At 66.9% G+C, this 21,620-nt stretch carries 20 protein-coding genes and 1 tRNA gene; 7 read left to right on the top strand and 14 right to left on the bottom strand.

Annotation, left to right across the window (positions count from 1 at the left end):
• Positions 1-167: 167 nt before the first annotated feature.
• The 3 genes from HARCEL1_RS04410 (at position 168) to HARCEL1_RS04400 (ending at position 3,388) form a co-directional block, all read left to right on the top strand.
• The gene (locus tag HARCEL1_RS04410; protein WP_108381374.1) at positions 168-1,994 is read left to right on the top strand and encodes a coiled-coil domain-containing protein; all 1,827 of its coding nucleotides are present in this window, start codon (positions 168-170) and stop codon (positions 1,992-1,994) included.
• A 68-nt stretch (positions 1,995-2,062) separates the two neighbouring features.
• Positions 2,063-2,332 carry a hypothetical protein gene (locus HARCEL1_RS04405; protein ID WP_108381373.1) on the top strand — a complete coding sequence of 90 codons (270 nt, stop codon included), beginning with the start codon at positions 2,063-2,065 and terminating at the stop codon, positions 2,330-2,332.
• Between the two features lie 48 nt (positions 2,333-2,380).
• On the top strand, positions 2,381-3,388 hold the full coding sequence (locus HARCEL1_RS04400; protein ID WP_108381372.1) for an NAD(P)/FAD-dependent oxidoreductase: 1,008 nt from the start codon (positions 2,381-2,383) through the stop codon (positions 3,386-3,388).
• On the opposite strand, the gene katG is transcribed toward HARCEL1_RS04400, so the two are convergent.
• The 3 genes from katG to HARCEL1_RS04385 form a co-directional block, all read right to left on the bottom strand.
• Positions 3,389-5,530 (bottom strand): catalase/peroxidase HPI, encoded by a 2,142-nt coding sequence (gene katG / locus HARCEL1_RS04395; RefSeq protein ID WP_108381371.1) that lies wholly within the window; start codon positions 5,528-5,530, stop codon positions 3,389-3,391.
• A 231-nt stretch (positions 5,531-5,761) separates the two neighbouring features.
• Positions 5,762-6,808: a hypothetical protein gene (locus HARCEL1_RS04390; RefSeq protein WP_108381370.1), complete on the bottom strand. Its 1,047-nt coding sequence runs from the start codon at positions 6,806-6,808 to the stop codon at positions 5,762-5,764.
• Positions 6,809-6,854: 46 nt separating this feature from the next.
• Complete coding sequence (locus HARCEL1_RS04385; RefSeq protein WP_108381369.1) at positions 6,855-7,928, bottom strand: hypothetical protein; 1,074 nt, start codon at positions 7,926-7,928, stop codon at positions 6,855-6,857.
• Between the two features lie 113 nt (positions 7,929-8,041).
• Between HARCEL1_RS04385 and HARCEL1_RS04380 the strand changes: the two genes are divergently transcribed.
• From HARCEL1_RS04380 to HARCEL1_RS04370, 3 genes are all read left to right on the top strand, one after another.
• Positions 8,042-9,214, top strand: coding sequence for a M24 family metallopeptidase (locus tag HARCEL1_RS04380; RefSeq protein WP_108381368.1), 1,173 nt, complete (start codon positions 8,042-8,044; stop codon positions 9,212-9,214).
• A gap of 25 nt (positions 9,215-9,239) precedes the next feature.
• Entirely contained in the window at positions 9,240-10,130 is an 891-nt protein-coding gene (locus HARCEL1_RS04375; protein WP_108381367.1) for a DUF7847 domain-containing protein, read from the top strand.
• A gap of 239 nt (positions 10,131-10,369) precedes the next feature.
• Positions 10,370-11,389, top strand: a complete 1,020-nt coding sequence (locus HARCEL1_RS04370; RefSeq protein WP_108381366.1) for a DUF7847 domain-containing protein — start codon at positions 10,370-10,372, stop codon at positions 11,387-11,389.
• On the opposite strand, the gene HARCEL1_RS04365 is transcribed toward HARCEL1_RS04370, so the two are convergent.
• The 5 genes from HARCEL1_RS04365 to HARCEL1_RS04345 all read right to left on the bottom strand — a co-directional run bounded on the left by HARCEL1_RS04365 (position 11,359) and on the right by HARCEL1_RS04345 (position 14,311).
• Complete coding sequence (locus tag HARCEL1_RS04365; RefSeq protein ID WP_108381365.1) at positions 11,359-12,264, bottom strand: aldo/keto reductase; 906 nt, start codon at positions 12,262-12,264, stop codon at positions 11,359-11,361. The genes HARCEL1_RS04370 and HARCEL1_RS04365 overlap by 31 nt on opposite strands.
• Before the next feature lie 347 nt (positions 12,265-12,611).
• A complete protein-coding gene (locus HARCEL1_RS04360; protein ID WP_108384076.1) occupies positions 12,612-13,013 on the bottom strand; it encodes a hypothetical protein in 402 nt (133 codons plus the stop codon).
• A complete protein-coding gene (locus HARCEL1_RS04355) occupies positions 13,010-13,288 on the bottom strand; it encodes an AbrB/MazE/SpoVT family DNA-binding domain-containing protein (RefSeq protein WP_108381364.1) in 279 nt (92 codons plus the stop codon). Before HARCEL1_RS04355 ends, HARCEL1_RS04360 begins: the two co-directional genes overlap by 4 nt.
• A gap of 282 nt (positions 13,289-13,570) precedes the next feature.
• Positions 13,571-13,703 (bottom strand) — tRNA-Met (locus HARCEL1_RS04350).
• An 89-nt stretch (positions 13,704-13,792) separates the two neighbouring features.
• A complete protein-coding gene (locus HARCEL1_RS04345) occupies positions 13,793-14,311 on the bottom strand; it encodes a type II toxin-antitoxin system RatA family toxin (protein WP_233357403.1) in 519 nt (172 codons plus the stop codon).
• 153 nt (positions 14,312-14,464) lie between these two features.
• Here HARCEL1_RS04345 and HARCEL1_RS04340 point away from each other — a divergent pair, with 153 nt between their 5' ends.
• The gene (locus tag HARCEL1_RS04340) at positions 14,465-15,628 is read left to right on the top strand and encodes a DUF7115 domain-containing protein (RefSeq protein WP_108381362.1); all 1,164 of its coding nucleotides are present in this window, start codon (positions 14,465-14,467) and stop codon (positions 15,626-15,628) included.
• Position 15,629: 1 nt separating this feature from the next.
• Here HARCEL1_RS04340 and HARCEL1_RS04335 read toward each other — a convergent pair whose 3' ends face one another.
• The 6 genes from HARCEL1_RS04335 to tenA form a co-directional block, all read right to left on the bottom strand.
• Positions 15,630-16,445, bottom strand: coding sequence for an HD domain-containing protein (locus tag HARCEL1_RS04335; protein ID WP_108381361.1), 816 nt, complete (start codon positions 16,443-16,445; stop codon positions 15,630-15,632).
• A 108-nt stretch (positions 16,446-16,553) separates the two neighbouring features.
• Positions 16,554-17,048, bottom strand: coding sequence for a redoxin domain-containing protein (locus HARCEL1_RS04330; protein WP_108384075.1), 495 nt, complete (start codon positions 17,046-17,048; stop codon positions 16,554-16,556).
• An 87-nt stretch (positions 17,049-17,135) separates the two neighbouring features.
• The gene (locus HARCEL1_RS04325; RefSeq protein ID WP_108381360.1) at positions 17,136-18,464 is read right to left on the bottom strand and encodes an NRAMP family divalent metal transporter; all 1,329 of its coding nucleotides are present in this window, start codon (positions 18,462-18,464) and stop codon (positions 17,136-17,138) included.
• Positions 18,465-18,581: 117 nt separating this feature from the next.
• On the bottom strand, positions 18,582-20,117 hold the full coding sequence (locus HARCEL1_RS04320; RefSeq protein WP_108381359.1) for a sodium:solute symporter family transporter: 1,536 nt from the start codon (positions 20,115-20,117) through the stop codon (positions 18,582-18,584).
• The gene (locus tag HARCEL1_RS04315) at positions 20,111-20,869 is read right to left on the bottom strand and encodes a TenA family protein (RefSeq protein ID WP_325047902.1); all 759 of its coding nucleotides are present in this window, start codon (positions 20,867-20,869) and stop codon (positions 20,111-20,113) included. The genes HARCEL1_RS04320 and HARCEL1_RS04315 overlap by 7 nt, the downstream gene beginning before the upstream one ends.
• Complete coding sequence (gene tenA / locus HARCEL1_RS04310) at positions 20,866-21,531, bottom strand: thiaminase II (protein WP_108381358.1); 666 nt, start codon at positions 21,529-21,531, stop codon at positions 20,866-20,868. The genes HARCEL1_RS04315 and tenA overlap by 4 nt, the downstream gene beginning before the upstream one ends.
• Positions 21,532-21,620: the final 89 nt, after the last annotated feature.

The raw sequence follows: 21,620 nt of genomic DNA, 5'->3' as shown, positions 1-21,620 counted from the left end.
CTCGTAGGCATCGATCGCGACTGTTCGTCGGACGGCCGTGGTCGGTCAGAGCCAGTGACGGCGATACCAATTCTTTCCAATATATCGGTAATTAAATTTTATACTCTCGGGCCGAAACGGTCCCGCATACTGAAGACCACGCCGAGTCAAGAATTAGAATATCGTCAATGAAACATGACCCCCACGAGGCCCAGGAAACGCCACTGCTCACCGAAACGGGGAGTGGCGGATTCTTCACACGTGGGTACGTGGGGGACGAACCGGTCGGCACCTACCTCGAAGACGACGAGGTGCCGTTGTTCGTGCTCTCGAACGGCAAGCGCGGGGTGACCCGTGAGACCGACGACGAAGCGACGACGTTCGCGCCCGGTCGGGGCTACAGCACCGTCGTGGTCGTGACCGATCGACGACTACTCTTCGTCGTGGGCGATGGCGCCGACGACGGCGACTGGGTCCAGTCGGTCTCGTTGGCCGACCTGGAGTACACCCGGACCGATCAGTCGCTGTTCAGACAGAGCGTCACGATCGAGACCAAAGACGGGACTCGCTGGCGATTTCACCCGACCGACGCCGACCTGGACGCGCTCGTCTCCTATCTCGACGAGGCGGCCTGGCGATGGAGTCGGGCCCAGGACCACCTCGAAGACGCCAGGAGCGCACTCGTCGACGCCTCCCAGAGCCAGTTCTCCGAGGAGTTCGAGGCCGCCGCCGCATCGATCGACGCGGTCGAGCAGTCGCTCGCGACCGCGAACGAAATAGCCGACGCGTTCGGGTCGGCCCGTGGGCGCGGCCTCCAAAACCGTGTCGCTGAGGTCGAACGACGGTGTGAGGAGACCGCCGGCCGTGTCAGCGCCGCTCGTGGATCACACCTCGTCGAGGAGGCCGAACGGGCCTGGCAGGACGGCCGGTTCGAGGACGCTTACGACGGATACGAGGGCGCGAAAGCGGCGTTTCGACGCGCGATCGAGGTCTGGAACGACGACGGCGAGAAAGTCGAGCACCTGGAGACGCTCATCGATCGCATCGACGAGAACCTCGACGCGCTCTCGACCGCGCCGATCGAGGGCGCACGAACGCTGTACAAGCGCGCGAGCGACGCCGACGACCCCGAGACAGCGGTCGTCAGGTGGGAGCGCACGCTCGAACGGTATCGGACGCTTTTGGAGATCGACTGGGGGCGTGACGAGAAGCGCTTCGACGTCGATCACGACCAGGCCAAAGCCCGTCTCGAAACCATCATCGACGAGTTGCTGTCGGCGTACGACCGCGCGGCGACGGCGGCCGTCGACGAAGCGTCTGGTGCGGCCGAGAACGGTGAGTACGTCCGCGCCCACGACCGGTTCGCCGCCGGCCGGGACTTCCTGGAGTCGGCCATCGAGACCGGCCGTGAGTTCGCCCCCGACCGGATCGAGGGGTTCGACGACCGAGTCGCGGAGATCGACCGGCGCCTCACCGAGTTGGACGGTCAGATCAGTATCGCTGCGACCAGCGAACGCGACAAAGCGGCGACGAACAGGTTCGAACCCGCCGTCGCAGCGGACATCACGCCCGTCGAGGACCGCGAGACCGACCCCGCGTCCGAGTCCGCGGCGTTCGACCAGACGGACTGTCTCGACCGGATCAGTGCGCTCGACACCGAGTCGTTCACGCGCGTCGTCGCGACGATCTGGGAGGGCCTGGGCTGGACGGTCAACGAGAACGCGACCCCGCCGTTCGACATGGTCGTCGAGAAGCGTCGCCCGTTGCCCGAACGACTCGGGATCGTCGTCTCGGTCGAGCGCCCGGCACGCGACCGGATCGTCGACCTCGCGAGCGTTCCCGGCCCAGACACGTCGGTCGACCTGGTCGCCATCGCGACCGCCGCGCCCGTCGAGGCCCCGATCGTCGCCGTCGCGAACGAACGGGGCGTGAAGCTTCTGGACGGCTCCTGGCTGTGCGAGCGAGCCGTCGAGATCGGTGACGACGACCTCGACACGACGCTCGCTGACAGCTGAGCTGAGAGATCTGGAGACGGTCACAGTCCGTCGAATGGCTCTTGTGTGTGCTTCCCGTAGATATCACAATGGATTCCAGCCCGCCAGTCCCGGCCACCGGTTTCAGCGGGCAGAAAGCAGTCCTCTTCTGTCGGCACTGCGATCGCGCCGTGCCCTTCCCCGAGGGGTGGCTCGACGGGACGAACGGAGGGCCAGAGACCGTCGAGTGCCCCGACTGTGATCACGTGATCGTTCGACGGTCCGCCTCGGACCGCAGACCGACTGTCACGGCCGTCTGGACGCCCTACGCCCGCGTCGTCTCGGAGTGGTGGGGCGCCGACGAAAGCATCGGCACCTGATCGGCCCTGCGAGTACATTTTTCACACCCGGGGCCGATCTGACCGACGATGGACCGGGTCTGTATCGTCGGCGCAGGGATCGCCGGTGCGGGCGTCGCCCAGGCGATCGGTGACGCCGCGTCGGTCGACGTGTTCGAAGCGGCCAATGTCGGCGGCCGGATGGCCAGTCTGGAGCGTGCCGGCTGTCGGATCGACACGGGCGCGAGTTACCTCGAAGTCGACGACGATCAGCGATCGCTGATCGAGCGCGCGACGACCGACCTTCGAGAGATCGACGCCCCAATCTGGCAGTTCGACGCGGCAGGTGACCTCTCGGAGGGGCCGAATCAACCACCGCGGTACTCCACGCCCGACGGCATCGACCGGATCGTCGCAGACCTGTTCGCGGACGCGGGAGCGACGGTGACCGATCACTGTCCGGTCGAGCGCATCGGTCGCTCGGCGGGGTGCTGGCGGGTCGAGACGCGCGAGGGCACGCACGACGCCGAGCAGTTGGTGCTCGCCACGCCCGCGACGGCGACGCGATCACTGCTCCGGTCGGCCGACTGGACAGCCGACTTCCGAACGTATCTCGCGGACCTCGCGGACTCGATTCCCTATCGGACGATGGACACCGTCGCACTCCACTACCCCTTCGCGATCGACCGCCCCTACTTCGGGCTGGTGAGTCTCGAATCCGTCTACGACGTGGCCTGGATCGCACGCGAAGGCTGTAAACGTGGCCACGTGCCGAGCGGCGAGGCCGTCCTGGTCGTCCAGTTCGGCCCGGCGTGGGCGACGACCCACCACACGATCCGCCCCGACGAGGCCGCACGCGCCGCCGCGGACCGGGCCGCCGACCTGCTCGACGACGAGGAGCTCTTCGAGTTCGACTGGTTCGAGTACCAGCGCTGGGGGTCGGCCATCCCCGGGCGCGGGCCGGGCGACTCGTTGCTCGATCGCGCCGCGGAGTTCGATCTCGCACTCGCTGGCGACTGGGTCACCGGGATCGGGCGCACGCGGGCGGCGCTCGAATCGGGCCTCGCTACTGGCCGTCGGATCAGCAATCGGCTGTAGTCAGTTCAGGTCGAACCGATCGAGGTGCATGACTTCGCTCCAGGCCTCGACGAAGTCCTCGACCAACTGCTGTTCACCGTCGTCGGCCCCGTACACCTGTGCGATCGCGCGGAGACGGGCGTTCGACCCGAAGACCAGATCGGCGCGCGTCGCCGTCCAGCGTGCCTCGCCAGTCTCGCGGTCGCGGCCCTCGTAGACGCCGTCGCCAGCGTCCTCCCATTCGAGGTCGTTGTCGAGCAGAGTGACGAAGAAGTCGTTCGTGAGCGTCCCCGGCCGATCGGTGAGCACGCCGTGGTCGCTCTTCCCGTGAGTCGCACCCAGCGCGCGCAGGCCGCCGACCAGCACCGTCATCTCGGCGGGCGAGCAGTTCAGCAGGTCGGCCCGGTCGACGAGCAGGTCTTCGGCGCGCCCCTCGGCGTCGTCGCTGACGTAGTTGCGGAACCCGTCGGCGTCTGGCCGGAGCGCCTCGAACGATTCGATGTCGGTCTGGTCGGGCCGCGCGTCGGTCCGGCCGGGTTCGAAGGGGACGTCGACATCGTAGCCCGCGTCGGCGGCGGCCTGCTCGACGGCCGCGCTCCCCCCGAGGACGATCAGGTCCGCCAGCGAGACGCGCACGTCGTCCGAGCGGCCCTCGTTGAAGTCGGTCTGGATCGCTTCGAGTTCGTCGAGCACCGTCGCGAGTTCGTCGGGGTCGTTCACCTCCCAGGAGCGCTGCGGTTCGAGACGGACCCGTGCGCCGTTCGCGCCGCCGCGCTTGTCGCTGTCACGATAAGTCGAGGCCGACGCCCAGGCCGCCTTGACGAGTTCGGGAATCGTCAGGTCGGTCCCGAGGATCTCCGCTTTCAGCTCCTCGATGGCCGCGTGGTCGACGACCTCGTGATCGGCGTCGGGGATCGGGTCCTGCCAGACGAACGTCTCCTCGGGCACGTCGGGGCCGCGGAATCGCGCGGGCGGGCCCAAATCTCGGTGGATCAGTTTGTACCACGCTCGCGCGAACGCCGATTGGAACGCGTCGGGGTCGTCCTGGAAGCGCTCTATGATCTCGCGGTAGTCGGGGTCGCGCTTGAGCGCGATGTCCGTCGTCATCATCATCGGCGCGTGCTTCTCCGATGGGTCGTGGGCGTCGGGGACGGTGTTTTGGGCCTCTTCGTCGATCGGCGCCCACTGGACCGCACCGGCGGGGCTCTCGGTGACCTCCCACTCGTAGTCGAGCAGGTTGTCGAGATACGAGGTGTCCCACATCGTCGGCCACTCGTTCCAGGCTCCCTCGATCCCGCTGGTGATCGTATCGGGGCCTTTCCCGGAGCCGTGCTCGTTCTCCCAGCCCAGGCCCTGCTGTTCGATCGGGGCCGCCGCGGGTTCGGGGCCGAGATTCTCGCCGGAGGCCGCGCCGTGGGACTTCCCGAACGTGTGCCCGCCGGCGATGAGCGCGACGGTCTCCTCGTCGTCCATCGCCATCAGCCCGAACGACTCGCGGATGTTTTCGGCGGAGGCCATCGGGTCTGGCTCGCCATCGGGGCCCTCCGGATCGACGTAGATCAGACCCATCACGCTCGCGCCGAGCGGATTGTCGAGCGCGCCGTCTTCGTCACGACGTTCGTGTTGTGGCGCCTCGAACTCCGCCTCGGGGCCCCAGTACGCGCCTTTGTCGGGTTCGAAGGCGTCCTCGCGCCCGCCGGCGAATCCGACGGTCTCGAAGCCCATGGAGTCGAGCGCGCTGTTGCCCGCCAGCACGATCAGATCGGCCCAGGAGAGCTTCGCACCGTATTTCTGTTTGATCGGCCAGAGCAGGCGACGCGCCTTGTCGAGATTGGCGTTGTCGGGCCAACTGCTGATCGGCGGGAACCGCTGGGTGCCACCCGAGGCCCCACCGCGCCCATCGGTCGTCCGGTAGGTCCCGGCGCTGTGCCAGGCCATCCGGATGAACAGTGGGCCGTAGTGGCCGAAGTCGGCGGGCCACCAGTCTTGCGATGTGGTCATCAGGTCTTTCAGATCGGCTTTCACCGCCTCCAGATCGAGGTCTTCGAAGGCGTCGCCATAGTCGAAGTTCTCGCCGTAGGGCCCGGCCTCGCGGGCGTTCTGGTCGAGACTGTCGAGATTGAGTTGGTTGGGCCACCAGTCCGCGGAGTGATCCGTCCTCATGCGTCTCCCTCCCGCAGTGCGCGGGGACCGCTGGTCGTGCGTGCGGGCCCGCCAGCACGTGTGGCGGTCGTCTCGCGTCCGTTCGCGTCGGCTGAAACGCGACGCTCTGAGTGAGTCGTCATAGTGAACCGTTCGGGGTCACGACGAGCGGCGGCCTTACAAATGTTCGCCCGCGGGCAGTCCCGTCGGCATTCGGACCACACATACACACCCGCGAGCGGGGGGTACCCCTCACTCGCCGGCCGCGATGAGTCGATCGATACGTCGGGCGGGCCCCGGCGTCGCTCGCAGGCATTCACGCCGGCGTGACCAGGCGAGCGAGCGATCGCTCCCGATCGTCGTCTCGCGAATCGCGTCGGTGACCGCGTCGCGGCCGAGTGCGTCGGCGGCGATCCGATCCGCGCGGACCACCGCCCACCAGCGCAAGGCCACGGCCACGAGTCCGACCGCGAACGCGAACAGCGCCGGAATCGGCGCCCCGGTGACGATGGAGAGTCCCGCGCCGGAGACCCCCAGAATCACGACCAGTCCGGCGTGGCGAACGTGGGTCCGCGTTCGGGCCGCGCCCATCGCGACCGTCGCCGTCACGATCCGATCCGTTTGGTCGAGCACGTTGTCGGTGAGATACAGTCGTTCGGTCGGCCCGACGCCGCGGGCATAGGCCCGCTGTATCGGATTTCCCTGTGTCTCCTGCACGCAAACGGGAAGGTCGGGCCGTCCGACGGCGGCGAGTCCGTCCGCGACCGCACCCCGATCGGTCGATCGGATCGGGACCATCACGCGCTGGAGATAGGGGAGAGCAGTTTCGAGTACGAGACCGCCGGCAACGATGAGGGCGAGCACGACGACCGGACCGAATCGCGAGGTCAAAAGCGGCGTCGAGGACAGAACCAGAGCCACAGGAACGATGAGAACGGTGAGAATGAGTGCCATACCACCGATGTAGCGGGCCCAGGCTCGCAGTGCCGTGAACAGGTCGACGTCGTAGTCGCCGTACCGGCCCGCGGCGAGGACCTGGCTCTTCCCCGCTGCGATCGCCGGGACGCCCACCCCCACCAGCGGCGTCGCGGTCAGTTGCCAGAGGGACGCGGCGTCGCCCACACTGTTTCCCAGGACCGCGATCACCGCCCCGACCGCACCGGCGAGGGTGGTCATTCGAACGCGAAGCCCAACGAGTGCGTCCTGAGAGCGCCCCCGGGCGCGATATCGGAGGCCGATCGTCACGAGACTCACGAGGGCGGCCCACGCGAGGAGTGCGCCGAGCGTGATCGGTCGCATGGTCGTCCTGTCCAGTCGAGTGAAAAAAACGGTGCCGATCGGGCCGTCACTCCTCGATCGATCGGAGTCGGTCGATCCGACTGGCTGGATCGGGCTGTGCGTGTCGGAGTTGCTTCCAGCGAGACCATTCAAGCGGTCGATCCAGGTCCTCGGTGACGCACCGGAGAAGGTCGACGAGCGGGTCCGTGCCCACCACATCACGAGCGATCGCGTCTCGCCGGTACACGGACCTGTAGGTGACGACCGACGCGGCGATCCCGACGAGCGCAGCGAGGGCGCTACCGAGAGGGTCGACGAACACCACCGGAACGCTTCCGTACAGGAGTGGTTTTCTGATCGCATCCGCGACGAGGTATCCAGTTCGCTGCGTTGCCGCCGCCCCCACCACTGCCGCTTCGAACCGCTCTGGCGAGGATTCGACGAGCCCGTCGGTCACGAACAGTCGTGTCGTCGGTCCCAGACCGGTAATCAAGACCTCGGAAACGTCCTGGCCTTGCGTCTCGATCGTCCGAACCGGATACGACGACCGAGAGACCGACGCGGCAGCCTCGTTCACCGAGGACGCGACCGACGGTGACGCCGGCGTCGTCGAGAGTTTGAGCCTGACGAGCCACGGTTCGACGAGCGCGTATCCCAGGCCAGCACCGACGAGAGCGACCGTGAAGAGTCCGACGCGAACGGGTCCGCTCGACCGAGCGACCAGCGGGAGAACGACGCCGAAGTACGCGACGACGCCAGCGGCGAGGACAGCGTAGGTCGTCCCCGTGGCCCGTCCGGCGGCGGCGAGAACCTGCGTGGGTGCCATCTCGTGATCACGGACGAACGCATTCGCGAGAATCCAGCCGCTGCCGCAGGTCACCATCGGTCCGAGTCCCACACCGAGGACGGTCACGGTGACCTCGAACGGCGTTCGCGGGATCAGTGTGGCCGATGCGATGCCGAGCAAAACGAGTGCGATGCTCCCGAGTCCGACCGCACCCATCAACCACTGCCCGGCCCGGCGATACATTCCAGATCCGCCCGCAGTCATTCGATCGATTACGACGGCAGCGAGCCCACCGACGATGCCAGCGAGGATCGACCAGCCGGCGACGAGCAGTCCGTACGTCACCACCTCCATTGCTTGTGATCCGTCACGCTGGCTACTAATACGAAGCGGAATCGGTGCGATCCGCGTGGCTGCGGCAGTCGATCGACCGCCACCGCTTTGCCCGACCGGGCCCGCTCGGGCGTATGCCCCTCGATCCGGACGCGCTGGCGGCGAGACTCGACGAGCACGACGTGGACGCCATCGCCGTCGACGCCGACGGCGACGATCCCACGCAGTTCTACCTCTCGGCATTCGACGCGCCCGACCCGTTCGTGACGCTGTTCGACGGTGCGGTGACGCTCGTCTTCGACCGTGGCCTCGAACTCGGTCGCGCGCGTCGGGAGTCGGGCGCCGCCGCGGTCCACACCGTCGACTCGATCGCCGGCGAGGACGCCGACCGCGGGACCGCGCTCGCGACGCTGTGCGACCAGCGCGAGATCCAGTCGGTCGGCGTCGGATCGCGCTTTCCGATCGCGACTGCCGACGCGCTCCGCTCGGCCGAGATCGACCTCGCGGTCGGGGTCGATCCGATCGCTGGCCAGCGCGCGATCAAAGGGCCCGACGAACGCGACGCGATCGCACGCGCCCAGCGAGCGACCGAGCGGGCGATCGCGGCGGGCGTCGCGGCGATCCACGAGGCGGCGATCGACGCCTCGGGCCGACTCGCTCTCGACGGCGACCCGCTGACCAGCGAGCGCGTCCGAGCGGCGATCCACGTCGAACTCGTCCGGGCGGGCTGTACGCCCACCGATACGATCGTCGCGGGTGGGCCCCAGGCTGGCGACCCCCACGAACGCGGGTCGGGCCCGCTCCGAGCGGGCGACCCGATCGTCATCGACGTGTTCCCCCGCGACGACGCGAGCCACTACCACGCCGATACGACCCGGACGGTCGTGCGTGGTGAGCCCAGCGATCGCATCCAGGAGTGGCACGCGCTCGTCGACGAGGCTCGCGCCGCAGCGATCGAGGCGATCGAACCCGGCGTCTCGGGGGCGGCCGTCCACGCCGCGGCGAGTGACGTGATCGAAGCGGCGGGAATCGCGACGCTCCGGACCGACCCCGAGACCGAGGTGGGCTTTACGCACAGCACGGGCCACGGCGTCGGCCTCGCGGTCCACGAAGCCCCACGGATCGCGCCCGACGCCGATACGCTCGAAGCGGGTCAGGTCGTCACGGTCGAACCGGGGGTCTACGATCCGTCGATCGGTGGCGTCCGGATCGAGGATCTGGTCGTCGTGACCGAGGACGGCTGTCGGAACTTGACGGCGTTGCCGACGGCGCTGTCGGCCAGTCAGTTCGTCGACCAGAACCACTAACATAACTCCGCTCAAGCCCCACGATATGCGACCGATCGCAGCCTATCAGCACGGACTCAAATCGCTCCCGCGCTCGCCCGCCCTCGCGGGCGTGATCGCAGCGCTCGGGGTTCTCAATGCAGTATTGGGGTACGTCCCGGTCGGGATCATGGCCGTCCTCGATCAACCGTTCCTCGGGAACCTCACGTCGATGGCTCTGCTCCCTGTGTATCTGATCGTCGGGCCCGCCGTCGTCGGTGGGTTGTTCGGAATGGCATGGCAGGCCCTCGATCGACGGGCCGACCTCGGAGACTTCATCGCGGGAGCGCGCTCGAACTATCTTCAGCTTCTGATCTGGGGAGTCATCATCTTCGCCGTGGAATTCGCCGTCGTCTTCGTGACGATGTTCGTCATGTGGATCATCCTGATCATCCTCGTCATCGGCATGGCTGGGAGCGGCTCCGCCGGCGGCATGGGTGCCGGAATGGCGGGCCTCTCCATCGTCATGACCGTGGTCTTCGCACTGGTAGCGATCGTGACACTGGGTGTCGTTCTTCTGCCGTACGCCATCTTTCAGTTCATTCCGGGAGCGATCGTCTTCGAAGATCAGGGCTTCGTCGACGCTGGCAAGCGTGGGCTGGGGCTCCTGTGGCAGAATCCCCTGCCGACGCTCGGCTTCGATCTGACCGTCCTCGGAATCGGCCTGGTCGTCGCTGCGATTAGTTGGGTCGCAATGTTCGTCCTCGTCGACTTCGGAACCATGTTCTCGACGGAGATGGCGACCGCAGGGTCCAGCCAGACGATGAACCCCTACGCCAGCCTCGGGGTCATCGAAATCGTGGCGCTGGTCGGCCTCTCCACCGTGACATCGACGATTGGCGGGCTGCTCGTCATTCCGGCCTACGCCGCCTTCTTCCGAATCGTCGCGAACGTGTGACCGGGTCGATCACACCTCCGTTCGGGGAGTAGTTGGACACCGACAACTCACAGTCCACGTGACAGTCTCACCGGCGACCGACGGACATCGGCACGGCCGAATTCGAACGGAGGGGCCGGGTTTTCCCGAATCGTTTCTCGTTGCCATCACCGAGCTTACAGACAGTTCCATCGGCCACCCCTTGTGACGAGACGATCACCTATCAGAACGATTAATAGAGGCAGCCTCGTTCGGCGACCATGCGACCGATCGGGGCGTACCGACGTGGACTGGGAGCGCTCTGGCGGAATCCCATGCTCGCGGGTGTGATCGTGCTGTCTGGACTCCTCACTGTCGTGTCGGGGGTCGTCTCGATCGCCGCCGTGGCAGTCCTGGGGCGCGGACTGCTCAGGGATCTGATGGCGACGATCTTCATCGTCGTCCCTCCGATGATCGTGCCCGCCGTCGTCGCTGGACTGCTCACGATGAGTTGGCGGGCCCTCGACGGGCCAGTCACGCTCGACGATTTCCGCGCAGGCGTCACGGGCTCGAACTGGGTGCTGCTCATGCTCTCGGGGATCATCGCTATGCTCGCCGAACTCCTGGCTGTGGTGGGGCTGTACTTCTTGATGTTCGTCGCGATCGTGCCGGTAGCCATCGTCTCCGCCGTCGGGATCCCGGCAGTCAGCGTTCTCCAGGCCAGGGACGCCACAGGGGCGCTCCTCGTCGTCGTCGCGCTGATGGTGGTTGTCCTCGCCATCGTGGTGGCGATCGCGATCGTGATCCTGCTGGTCGGTGTGCTGCCCGTTCTCATCATGCAATTCGTTCCCGGAGCGGTCGTCTTCGAGGATCACAGCCCTCCCGAGCACGGCGAGTTCGATGCTGGCAAGCGGGGAGTCGACCTCCTGGAAGAGAATCTCCTGGCGACGATCGGGTTCGATCTGGTGACGCTCGCTCTCGGGGTAGCTATCACAGCCTCGGGCATCGCCGCACTGGTCGTCACCTTCGACGTCGAGATCGCGGTCTCGACGGCAATGTTGACCGACCTCTCACGCTCGACGGTCGCGCCCATCGCCAGCATCGGTGTCCGCGAGATCGGGGCCGGCGTCGTGGTCTCCGCCCTGATTTCGTCACTCTTCGGAGTGATATTCATCCCTGCGTACGCCGCCTTCTACGAGGTGATTGCGGCGGAGCCAGCTGACCCCGAGGCGGCCGTGCCAGCGGACCCCGACCAGACCGACCCGGACGATCAGTACGGTTTCGGCACGGGCGAGTTCTGATCGACGCGCTCCTCGCGCAACGCCTCGCGATCGGCCTCGTCCATCGGTTCGAACTCTCGAGCGGCCTCAAGGATCGGGGCGACGAGTTCGGGATCGCCCGCGTTGACGATCGTATCGGGCCCATCGGTCAGCGTATACGTCAGGCAGTCAGCGATCTCGCCGGCCTCGTCGTACGGGTCGTACCAGGTGTGATACGGACGTTCGGATTTCTTGAGGTCGCTGTCCCACTCCCCTTTCGCGAACGCCTTGATCGCGATCGTCCCGATGCCCGATCGCTTGGCGCGTTTGAGCACCGATCGGTAGTCGTGCTGTGGGCCCCGACGCGCGTCGAGCGTGGGGTTCAGCGGAAACATCACCGTATCGAGGCCGGGCATCCGCGAGAGCGCGCGATGGATCAGACTCGGATCGCCGTGACTCGTCAGACCGATGTTGTCGATGAGGCCCCGCTCTTTGGCGTCGCGAGCGGCGGCGAGCGCGCCCGGATCGTGGCCATCCTGGGCCATCTCCGGGGAGTACCCACCCGTGATGGCGTCGAGTTCGCGATCGCTGGTCACCGCGTGGAACTGAAACAGGTCGAGCGAGTCGGCGCCCAGGCGATCGAGTGTGACGTGCAGTTCGCCCCAGAAGCCGTTGTAGGTGCGCTCCTGGGTCTTCGCCGCGAGAAAGATCTCGTCGCGATGGTCCGCGAGCGCGGGCGCGAGTTTGGATTCGGCCGTCCCGTAGGTGGGTGCGACGTCGACATGATTGACGCCGGCCGCGAGGACGTCCTCGACCATCGCGGTCGCGTCGGATTGCTCCAGCGGATCGAGTGCGATCGCGCCGAACGTGAGAATCGAACTCTCCTGGCCAGTCTCACCGAGTGGACGGGTCTCCATGCCAGCGGGTCGGTCGGCGTCGATAAAAGCCTCGGGGCGACCGATCGACGTGAGAGACTGCCCGGAGAGGGCTGGCAACCCGAGATTTGGAGCTGGAGGTTTAATCGAGTGAGCCACTGCTGCGGTACGGCGAGTCCCAGCGGACAGATCGATCGGATGGGGCGCAGTACGAGAGTGGTGACCGTGGCGGGTCAGAGGCCGACCGCGAGATCGCGACCGCCCACGGGAAAAGGGCCGAACCAGTGGAGACCGACGACATCAGCCCCAAAGAGTGCGCGCGTTGGGACTGCGAGACGCCCCAGAACAAAAACTTATTCTGACACGACCAGCGATCGAACTGGCGTGAATCACCGCCAAACAGTGGCCTCGCCGGCGAACGCGTCGTCTTTCGTGATGATCGCCTCGGTGCCACGCACCCGGTGGTTCGCAACGACGAGCGCGTCGTGAAGCGTGTGATGGTCGATGAGGCTCCCGAAGACTGCGAGATCCTGTTCGTCAGCAGGGGCGACCTGCACGGGACCATCGTTGACCAGTCCGCGCAGGACCGCGTTCGGCGTCGTCTCGACGTCGATCCCAGCGATCGCCCCCTTGTTGACTACCGTCCAGATGGCCTCGCTGACCGCTACGGTCGGTGCCTCGACCACGTCGATGCCCTGCTCGGCGTGCTCGAAAACCTCGTCGGCGGCTGGCGGAAGCCGGTCGACGAGGTACCGCGCCATCGCGACCCCGTCGACGGTGTACCGCGTCACGGCTGCCACTCCGTCCGCCGCTGGTCGCGGATCTCGGATTCCATCGCCTCGGCCATCTCCTCGCGCTGCTCCTCGCTGACCCCGTCATCCACGAGCATCCCACGGCCCGCCGACTGGGTCGCTCTCCTGACCCGAATCCCTTCCTCCGTCTTCTCCCACCGGACCTCGTCGCCCTCTTCGAGACCGAACTCCTCACGAAGGGGCTTCGGAATCGTGACCTGTCCCTTTCGAGTGACGCGGGTCGTCTTCCCGTCGGTGTCGTCCTCGGTACTCATGTGCGGTACTACACGCCGTAGTACCTAAGAGTTGTTCTCCACGACGACGAGGAGCGATTCGTCTCGCGAGACTATGGATACCGGATCGCGAGAGAACCGCCACGTTCGTCAGTTGGGCTTCCAACCACAGGATTGATGCCCGGGGAGGGCTCCCGAACCACGGAAAATCGAAGATTTTCCTGCCCGCGACTCGCTCGCGCTCGTCACGGCCCACCCGGGTTCCTCGCCTCCCGGGCAGTCTTCATCGTCGCCACTCACTGTCGGTCGTGGCTCCTCGAAGAATGCCCGGGGAGGGCTCCGAACCCTCGATCTCCGCATGACCCAGGTCCGGGGGTGCGAACCCCCGGTGGGATGCCGGAGCATGCCGCGTCGTACCCTATGAGTGCGGCGCTATGTCCAGCTAAGCCACCCGGGCTGACTGCATCTCGGTGTTTTCCAGACGCACCCTTGAACCTTCCCATTCGACGGCGGCGGCCCGATGGAGTCCGGAGACGAGAGCGGGTGTCAGCCGTCGGGGTCGGTCTCGACGGTCACCGACACCGACCGCCGGGTGCCCTCCAGATCCGCCACGACACGCTCGACGACGCGTTCGACCTCGGCTTCGATCACCGGCCGGAGTCGATCGACGACCGTTTCGAGGGAGACGACCCGAGGAAGATCGAGCCGGCCCAGATCGGCCGTCCCGGGCGCGTAGCTCACCCGAAAGACGATCCGCGATGCAGGCTTCTCGCGTGCGTCCGAGGCGTCTTCGACCCGCCAGAAGCCCTGGGCGTCGAGACCGTCGACGATTTGCCAGTCGATGCGGTGGGGCCGCTCGACCGCCAGGACCTCCGAGCGGACCGCATAGCTGAACCGCCACCAACCGAATTCGAGGCGATAGCGCGTCCCCGCCCCGCCGGAGCCACGCCGATCGACCGACTGGAGATACTCCGAATAGCCGGCGTAGCCCGGAAAGTCCACGAGTAGATCGAAAACGGCGTCCGGCGGGGCGCGGACGACCGTCCGGGCCTCGATGACGGGCACGTTCGACCGTCGGTGCGCGGGCTGAAAGCGGTGTGGGCCCCGGCGATGGCGTCCGGTGGCCCAGTGCTCCATCGAGCAGTCCGAGTCGATCCATCGATCGAGCAGGCGAGTCTCACCAGCGGATTTATGCGCCGCGCGGGCCCACGCTATGGCATGAAGCTGCCGGACGCGATGCGGGAGGCTCGCGGCGGCGAGCCGGTCACCCGCGCCGTCGCCCTCGACGGCGACGACATCCTCGCGACGACACCGACGCGCACGCTCGTCTATCACGGCGAAGGGATCCTCTCGGACGAATCCGTCGAGGAGTTCTCTCACGACGTCGAGCGCCTGGTGATGAGCGAAGGGCGTCGCAAGACGACGTTCACCCTCGATTACGTCGACACCGAGCGCAGCGTGACAGTGCCCGCGAGCGTGACGAGCGACGTCCTCGACGCGCTCCTGGAGGGAATTTGCACCGCGGCGGGCGTCCTCGACGACGAGGAGACCGTCGCGGGCACGTTCCGGTTCAGCGAGCTCACGCTGATCGTCGGGGACCACCAGATCGTCAAACACGTCGGGAGCACCGTCTGGGATCAGGACTACGAGCGCTTCGGGTACGGCGAACTCACCGACCTGGCTTTCGAGCAGTTGGGCGGCGCGATGGAGGTCGTCCTCGAAGTCGACGGCCGCCCCCAGCGCATCAAGACGCCCGAATCGCGCGCCCACGTCGTCGAGGAGACGATCAAGGCCGCCGTCTTCGACTTCTTCGAAGTCCAGTCGATGACCGATCTGCGGGCGTTCGTCTCGCCGGGCGACCGTGAGGACGACGGCGACGACACCGACGACGGCCTCGGCCTCGACAGCGGCATCGATCCGCTCGGTGGCGTGAGTGGCTCCTCGGCGTTCGACGACCCGCTCAGAAAGTCTCAGTCCGAGGACCCGACCGGCCCCGAGACGACCCAGAACCCACGGGACCAGCCAGTCGACCGAGGACAAGCGGAATCAACCACGAACGATCGACCGCAAACAGCACCGCCCGACACCAGCGATGGATCCGATCACTCGACAGCGGCCGACGCGGGAGTCGAGGACCGACAGCCGGCCGGTGACCCCGGCAATGCGAGCGCTGACCCCACCGAAACCGACCAGTCCGAGACTGATCGACCGCCCGCCAACGACCCTCCCTCGGACCCCCCGGTCGGCCGTGAGGACGTCCGAGCGATGATCGACCGTATCGAGGACCTCACGGAGGCCATCGAGAAGCAGAACCGTCTGCTCTCCAAACAGCACCAGGCGCTGAAACAACTCGCCACGGAAGTCCGCGACGGCGAGGAGTAGACTACAGTTCGATCCGCTCGACGATGTGATCGGCCCCGTCGCCGACGTTGAGCGCGACGATCCGGACGAACGGTTCGATGCCCGAATCCTGAAGTTTGGCTTTCAGCAAATTGTCGACCTGATAGACCCCGGCGGCGTTGGTCATCTCGATTTCGACGAGGACGGGCGAGTCGTCGCCCGCACGGAGATTGACGCGCTCGATGGCCTGGCTGGAGACCGTGTTGATCCCCCGACTGCCGTGCTCGTAGGGCATCCGCGAGCGGCCCTCTTCCATGTCGAGGGCGTCACTGACCCGGACGACACCCGCCTCGGTCGTCAGTGGGCGCTGGTCGGTGTCGTGACCCAGGATGGCGTGGAGCACTTCACCCTTGATCCGGACGCTCTCGGCGACGTCGTAAAAGGGGAGATCCGCGAGCACCCGATCGAGGACGTCCGCGGCGAGCGGGATCGAATACAGCGCGTGGCCGTCACGATGGACGACGTGGCCGATGTCGTGGAGTGTCGCCGCGAGTGCGACGATGACCGCCTCATCGGCCTCGCTCAGCCCCTGATCGCGGGCGCCGTTGAAGGCGACGTCGGCGTCTTTGAGCAGGTCGTACAGACAGAGCGCGCGATTCCTGACGATCGAGATGTGGGTGGGGCCGTGGTCGTTGTACCCCTTGCGCGTGACGGGGTTGACGTTCTGAGCCTCGAGATAGGCCTGGATTTCGTCGTCCGCATCGAGATACTCCAGCACACGATTGACACGCTCGTCGGGAAAGGCGTGTGTCGCCGCAGGCTCGTAGGTCCGGCCGGTCTCGCCGGCGTCCTGACTCATGATCGGGAGTTACCGACCGACGACCAAAGGGCCGACGGTGGTCGAACGGCCAGCCACCGCAGTTCGATCACTCGGTGCGATCGATCGTTCGAATCGCCCGATCGGCGCTCACTCGGCCGCCGGGGCCCCAGCCTCTTCGGCCGCCGCGACCACCTCGTCGTAGTCGGGTTCGACGCCGGGGTCGTCGCTGACCCAGTCGTAGGTGATCTCGCCGGACGCGTCGATGACGAACACCGATCGCTTCGCGACGTTGTAGACGCCCAGATCGTCGAAGTCCATCGCGGCGTCGTAGTCCTGGACGATCTCGCTCTCGTTGTCGCTCAGGAGACCGAACTCCACGCCGAGGTCCTCCCGGAAGGCGTTCAGGGCGAACGGCGAGTCCACGCTGAGGCCGTACAGCGTCGCGCCAGCGTCCTCGAACTCGTCCAGACGGGCCTGGAGTTCGTTGAGTTCGTGGCTGCAGACCGACGTGAATGCGCCGGGGAAGAATGCAAGGACGATCGGGGCCTCGTCGGCGAGACGATCGGACAGCATGAACGACTCGATGTCGCCGTTCGCGAGCGGTGCCGAGAAGTCGGGGGCGGCGTCGCCAGTTCGTGCCATACAGACGGTCATTCACCCACCACCTCCAAGAGTATTGGGTCAGTACCCGTTCTTTCCGGTGCGTTCGGGACCGTGATAGTTGCGGGTTCAGGTGTCGGCCAGTTCCTCGACGGCGAACTTCCCGCCGAGGGCGACCGTCGCGAGCGCGACGAGCAGTGCAAACGCGAGCACGGCCCCCGACAGTGGGGCGATGCCGCCGGCGACTTGCTCGCGAACGAAGTTCGCGGCGAGGATTCCGGTGACGCCGAGGAGGGCGATCCCACCGGCGTTCGCGAACATCGACGGTGGTCGCGGGACGGCGTCGGAGTTCAGCAAGAAGAGCACGATGGCGATCGCGAACGGCGTTCCGACCGTCCCGACCGCGAGGATGAGCAAGAGTTGTGGAATGATCGATCCGGGGATGAACGCGCCGGGGATCGACAGCCCGGCGACGGCGACGAGTAGCCAGCGATATCTGGAGTCGCTCACGTCGGTGCCCCAGCCGAGTTTGTCTGCGACGAGAAACGGGGGAACGATCGTGTTGCCACCGAGCGTCGAGACCGCCGCGCCAGCGAGACCGATGAGGAACAGCCACTGGGCGTTCTCGCCCGCAATCGGGCCGAGTGCTTTCGCCGCGCCGAGTGCGGTCCCGGTGTCACCCTGGCTGAGCACGCTCGCGGCGACCAGGAAGATCGCGAGACTGTACAGCCCGAACGCGACGATCATCGAGAGGCCGACGTCGGCGGTCGCCAGATCGTAGTCACGCTCGGTCCAATTCCGGGCTCGCATCGTGTACGAGTGCATCGTGATCAGCGTGATGTGGACCGCGCCGCCGACGATACCCGCCGCCGCGAGCGCGCTCCCGCCGGGCAGCGAGGGGATCAGTCCCGTCGCCGCAGCGCCGACGTCGATCGGGACGACGAACAGTGAGGCGACGAACAGGACGACGACCAGCGAGACGACGACCTTGGCGAACAGTTCGAGGAATCGATAGCCACGACCCGCGAGCCCCGCCGCGAGAACGATCCCCCAGACCAGCCCCCAGACACGGGCGTCGACGCCCGTGATCGTCGCGGAGACGCTCGCGACGGTCTTCATGATCACGAGTTGGGCGACGCCCGCCGCGAGCACCGCGTCGGCAACCAGCAGCCACGCCCACCCCTCGCCCAGCGAGTCCTCGACGACGCCGACGATCCCGCGTTCGGTGAGGAGGCCGAGTCGCATCGCGAGATACTGCGAGACCGCGCCCGCGAGCGCCGAGAGCACGACCACCCAGAGCAGGCTGTACCCGAATCCCGCCCCGGCGGCGAGCAGGCTCCCCATCGACGCTGGCCCCGCCGCGATCGCACCGGCGACCCACGATGGGCCCATGTCGTCGAGCAGCGATCGAATCGATCCGAGACTCAGACCGCCGCTCTCCGCTGTTTCTGTACTCATTGCAGCCGACTTAGCGTGAAGACAAATAACCGTGTTGCACTCGGTAGTACCAGCCAGTAATACCGGTTTTTCGCCACAATCCGTCGATGTCCGAACACGATCGCGGCCAGAATCGAATTACGCCTCGCGATCGGTGCCGCCGTCGGTCGCGGTGTCGTCGAGCCGTCGAATCTCGGTGGCCAGCATGTCGTGATCGAACGTCGCTGAACTGACCCGCGCGGCGACGACTGTTGCGACTGACGAGGTCAGGAAGGCCCCACCGAACGCCCGCAAGTACAGCTGGTCCGGCGCGGGCAGCACTGAGCCCAACACGGGGATCGATCTGACGAGGCCTGCGAAATCCGGGAAAAAGATTAGTCCGACGGCAAGCCCGCACAGACTGGCTACGAGCGCGCCCCGTCCGGTGAGCGCTCGGGAGTAGAGGCCATACAGCAGTGGTACGGCGACCGCTGCCCCGAGCAGGTCTGCGAGGAAGAAGAGTCGCAAGACGCTGCGAGCGCGAAGACTCACGTAGATCGCCGCGAGCGCGACGATCACAGTGAGCAGTCGAGCGCCGATTCGGAGCGTTCGGTCGTCGGGCGCGTCCATGACGCGTGGCAGGTCGGCCGTGACGACGCTCGCGAGCGCGTTGAACAACGAATCGGTCGAGCTCATGACGAGAACGAGCGCGAGCAAGACGACCGCGAGCGCGATCCACTCGGGGAAGGCCGTTTCGAGCAGGACGAACAGCGCGATGTCGGCGTTGTACGCCCCGCTCGTCGGATCGGTAACGATGTCCGCCCCCGCGACCGCGAGGATGCCAAAGAGCGCGGCGACGAAGACGATCAGCCCATTGAGCACCGTCGCGCGCTGGAACCCCGACCGGACGGTCGCGTCGTCCCGGCCGGCGTAGATCCGCTGCCACCAGGTCTGATTGATGAGTTCCGCCCCGAGGATCGCAAAGGCCAGCGCCAGCCCGAACTGCAACCCCGGCCAGAACCCCGGATCGAGCAGGTGGGGCTGGCTCGTCTGGACGGTCGTGACGATCGCACCGGGCCCGCCGAGTGCGAGCACGGCCCCGATCAGCGTCGCGACCAACAGTGGTCCGACGAGTACGGCCTGGACCGAGTCGGTGACGATCGACGCCCGAAGCCCGCCGTGGCTGGTATACAGCAGGACGAACCCGCCGACGAGGATCGCGGTCTGATACTGTGGCACGTCGGCGACGAGGCTGAGCGCGCTCGCGATCCCCGTCAGTTCGGCCGCGACGAACACGAACATGTAGAGTCCGCTCACCAGCAGGACGAACAGGTACATCGCAGGGCCGTAGCGGGCGTGAGCGTACTCGGTGAGGCTGTGACCCTCGGGAATGACCGACCGGATCCGCGGCCCGAGTTTGGCGTAGGCGGCCATCGGGAGCGCCTCTCCGATGGCGTAGCCGACCACGGCGGCGATCCCGAAGCTCGCGCCCGCCTCCGGCGCGGCCAGGAGGATCCAGACGCCCATCACGGAGGCGACGAGCGTCGCGGTCGTCCGGCGCGGCCCCGTCGAGTTTCGCGCGCTGATGAGTGCCTCCGCAGTGGTGACGCCACCACGGCCCGCCCAGAGGCCGACTCCGGTGAAGCCGACCAGCACGGCCAGCGTCAGGCCGAGGGCGAGCGTCGTCGTCACCATCGCTGCCCACCCCCGGTGAGCGCGGCGACCGCCTCACTGTCGGGTGCCAGCGCCGCCTCGAAGAAGGCGACTTCCAGTTCGACCGTCCGGCCGAACAGGCGGGCGCACTGGCGCTGGCGAGCGGGCGCGGCGACTGCCGCCTCGCGGTCGAACTCCGCGCGGAGCCAGCTGACGAAGTCGGCGAACGCGTCGGTGTCGTGCAACGCGACCCACTCGTCGAGATACCACCGCTCGGGCCGGGACTCGCCCGCTCGCGCCCAGTCGAGATACACCCACTCCGCGGGGACCAGCACCGCGAGCGTTGCGGCGTACCCACCGGTCTGTCGGGCCCGCGCGAGGAGGTCCGCGAACGCTCGCGTGACGGGCGCTCGCGGTGGATCGGCGCGCTCGGATTCGGGAACGTCGAGCGCGTCGAACGCCCGCTGGAAGAAGTCGTTCTCGTCGTCGGTCAACACGCCCAGGAAGTCGGTGAGGCGGCCTTTCGCGGCCATCGATGGGGCCTCGCCGACCGCGTGGCCGAACGTGCCCACCAGATCGGCGAGGAAGGCGCGATCCTGGACGAGATAGCGACGGAACGCGGCGTCGTCGAGCGTGTCCGCGTGCAGACGCTCGGTGAACCGGTGCTCGGTCGCGGCGGTCCAGTCCGACCCGACCCGCTCGCGACACCAGTCGCTGAACCGCTGGGTTTCGGGGTCGAACGTCGCCGGATCGATCGTGGCCGAATCGACGGATGCGGGATCGGCAGGACTCACACCGACCACTCCTCTTCGCGCCAGGCCGCGTCCCAGAACCGATACTCGTAGCGCATCGAGGTCTCGAAGCGGTCGCGATACCGCTCGCGCTCGCTCTCTGTCGCCGCGGCCCAGACCTCGTCGGTCAAGTCGAGACACCACTCGGTCAACTCGGCGAACTCCTCGCCGCTGTAGGTCTCGATCCACTCGGCGTACCGTTCGTCCTCTGGCAGGCCGTCGGCGGCCAGGCGCTCGGCGGTCTCGTTGAACCCCCACATGCAGGGCAACAGGGCGGCGACGGTCTCGCCAAAGGGCCGCGCCGCGGCCGTCCGGACGAGGAAGTCGGTGTACGCCTGCGTGGTCGGCGACGGCTCGGTCGCTTCGAGCTCGGCCTCGCTAATCCCGAACTCCGCGGCGTAGGCCCGGTGGAGATCCATCTCGGTGTTGAGCGTCGCGTCCAGCAGTCCCGCGAACCGGCCCATGCGCTGGAGGTCCGGCGCTCGCGCCGCGCCGTGGGCGAACACGCGCGAGTACTCGATCAGGTAGACGTAGTCCTGGCGCACCCAGTACTCGAACGGCGCGGTGTCGAGCGTGCCATCCCCCAGTCGGGCGACCATCGGATGGTCGACGATCGCGTCGACGATCGGCTCCCCGATTTCGAGAAGGTCATCGGTCCCAGACATTGGCGGGGTTCGGCAACGCGCGGCCTTATCAGTTACCAATACAACCCGGTTATCGGTACTCGCGGCCCGCCCGGATCGGTCCCGATCCG

The sequence above is a fragment of the Halococcoides cellulosivorans genome (assembly GCF_003058365.1).
Taxonomy (GTDB): Archaea; Halobacteriota; Halobacteria; order Halobacteriales; family Haloarculaceae; genus Halococcoides; species Halococcoides cellulosivorans.
The sequence above is the reverse complement of the archived record's forward strand: the minus strand, read 5'-3'. Positions and strand labels throughout refer to the sequence as shown.

What these genes read in the sequence shown, in the direction of transcription:
- HARCEL1_RS04375 (WP_108381367.1), top strand. Translation starts at nt 9,240, where the DNA reads ATGCGACCGATCGCAGCCTATCAGCACGGACTCAAATCGCTCCCGCGC.
- HARCEL1_RS04330 (WP_108384075.1), bottom strand. Translation starts at nt 17,048, where the DNA reads ATGGCACGAACTGGCGACGCCGCCCCCGACTTCTCGGCACCGCTCGCG.
- HARCEL1_RS04355 (WP_108381364.1), bottom strand. Translation starts at nt 13,288, where the DNA reads ATGAGTACCGAGGACGACACCGACGGGAAGACGACCCGCGTCACTCGA.
- HARCEL1_RS04380 (WP_108381368.1), top strand. Translation starts at nt 8,042, where the DNA reads ATGCCCCTCGATCCGGACGCGCTGGCGGCGAGACTCGACGAGCACGAC.
- HARCEL1_RS04325 (WP_108381360.1), bottom strand. Translation starts at nt 18,464, where the DNA reads ATGAGTACAGAAACAGCGGAGAGCGGCGGTCTGAGTCTCGGATCGATT.
- HARCEL1_RS04385 (WP_108381369.1), bottom strand. Translation starts at nt 7,928, where the DNA reads ATGGAGGTGGTGACGTACGGACTGCTCGTCGCCGGCTGGTCGATCCTC.
- tenA (WP_108381358.1), bottom strand. Translation starts at nt 21,531, where the DNA reads ATGTCTGGGACCGATGACCTTCTCGAAATCGGGGAGCCGATCGTCGAC.
- katG (WP_108381371.1), bottom strand. Translation starts at nt 5,530, where the DNA reads ATGAGGACGGATCACTCCGCGGACTGGTGGCCCAACCAACTCAATCTC.
- HARCEL1_RS04340 (WP_108381362.1), top strand. Translation starts at nt 14,465, where the DNA reads ATGAAGCTGCCGGACGCGATGCGGGAGGCTCGCGGCGGCGAGCCGGTC.
- HARCEL1_RS04365 (WP_108381365.1), bottom strand. Translation starts at nt 12,264, where the DNA reads ATGGAGACCCGTCCACTCGGTGAGACTGGCCAGGAGAGTTCGATTCTC.
- HARCEL1_RS04320 (WP_108381359.1), bottom strand. Translation starts at nt 20,117, where the DNA reads ATGGTGACGACGACGCTCGCCCTCGGCCTGACGCTGGCCGTGCTGGTC.
- HARCEL1_RS04370 (WP_108381366.1), top strand. Translation starts at nt 10,370, where the DNA reads ATGCGACCGATCGGGGCGTACCGACGTGGACTGGGAGCGCTCTGGCGG.
- HARCEL1_RS04410 (WP_108381374.1), top strand. Translation starts at nt 168, where the DNA reads ATGAAACATGACCCCCACGAGGCCCAGGAAACGCCACTGCTCACCGAA.
- HARCEL1_RS04390 (WP_108381370.1), bottom strand. Translation starts at nt 6,808, where the DNA reads ATGCGACCGATCACGCTCGGCGCACTCCTCGCGTGGGCCGCCCTCGTG.
- HARCEL1_RS04400 (WP_108381372.1), top strand. Translation starts at nt 2,381, where the DNA reads ATGGACCGGGTCTGTATCGTCGGCGCAGGGATCGCCGGTGCGGGCGTC.
- HARCEL1_RS04335 (WP_108381361.1), bottom strand. Translation starts at nt 16,445, where the DNA reads ATGAGTCAGGACGCCGGCGAGACCGGCCGGACCTACGAGCCTGCGGCG.
- HARCEL1_RS04405 (WP_108381373.1), top strand. Translation starts at nt 2,063, where the DNA reads ATGGATTCCAGCCCGCCAGTCCCGGCCACCGGTTTCAGCGGGCAGAAA.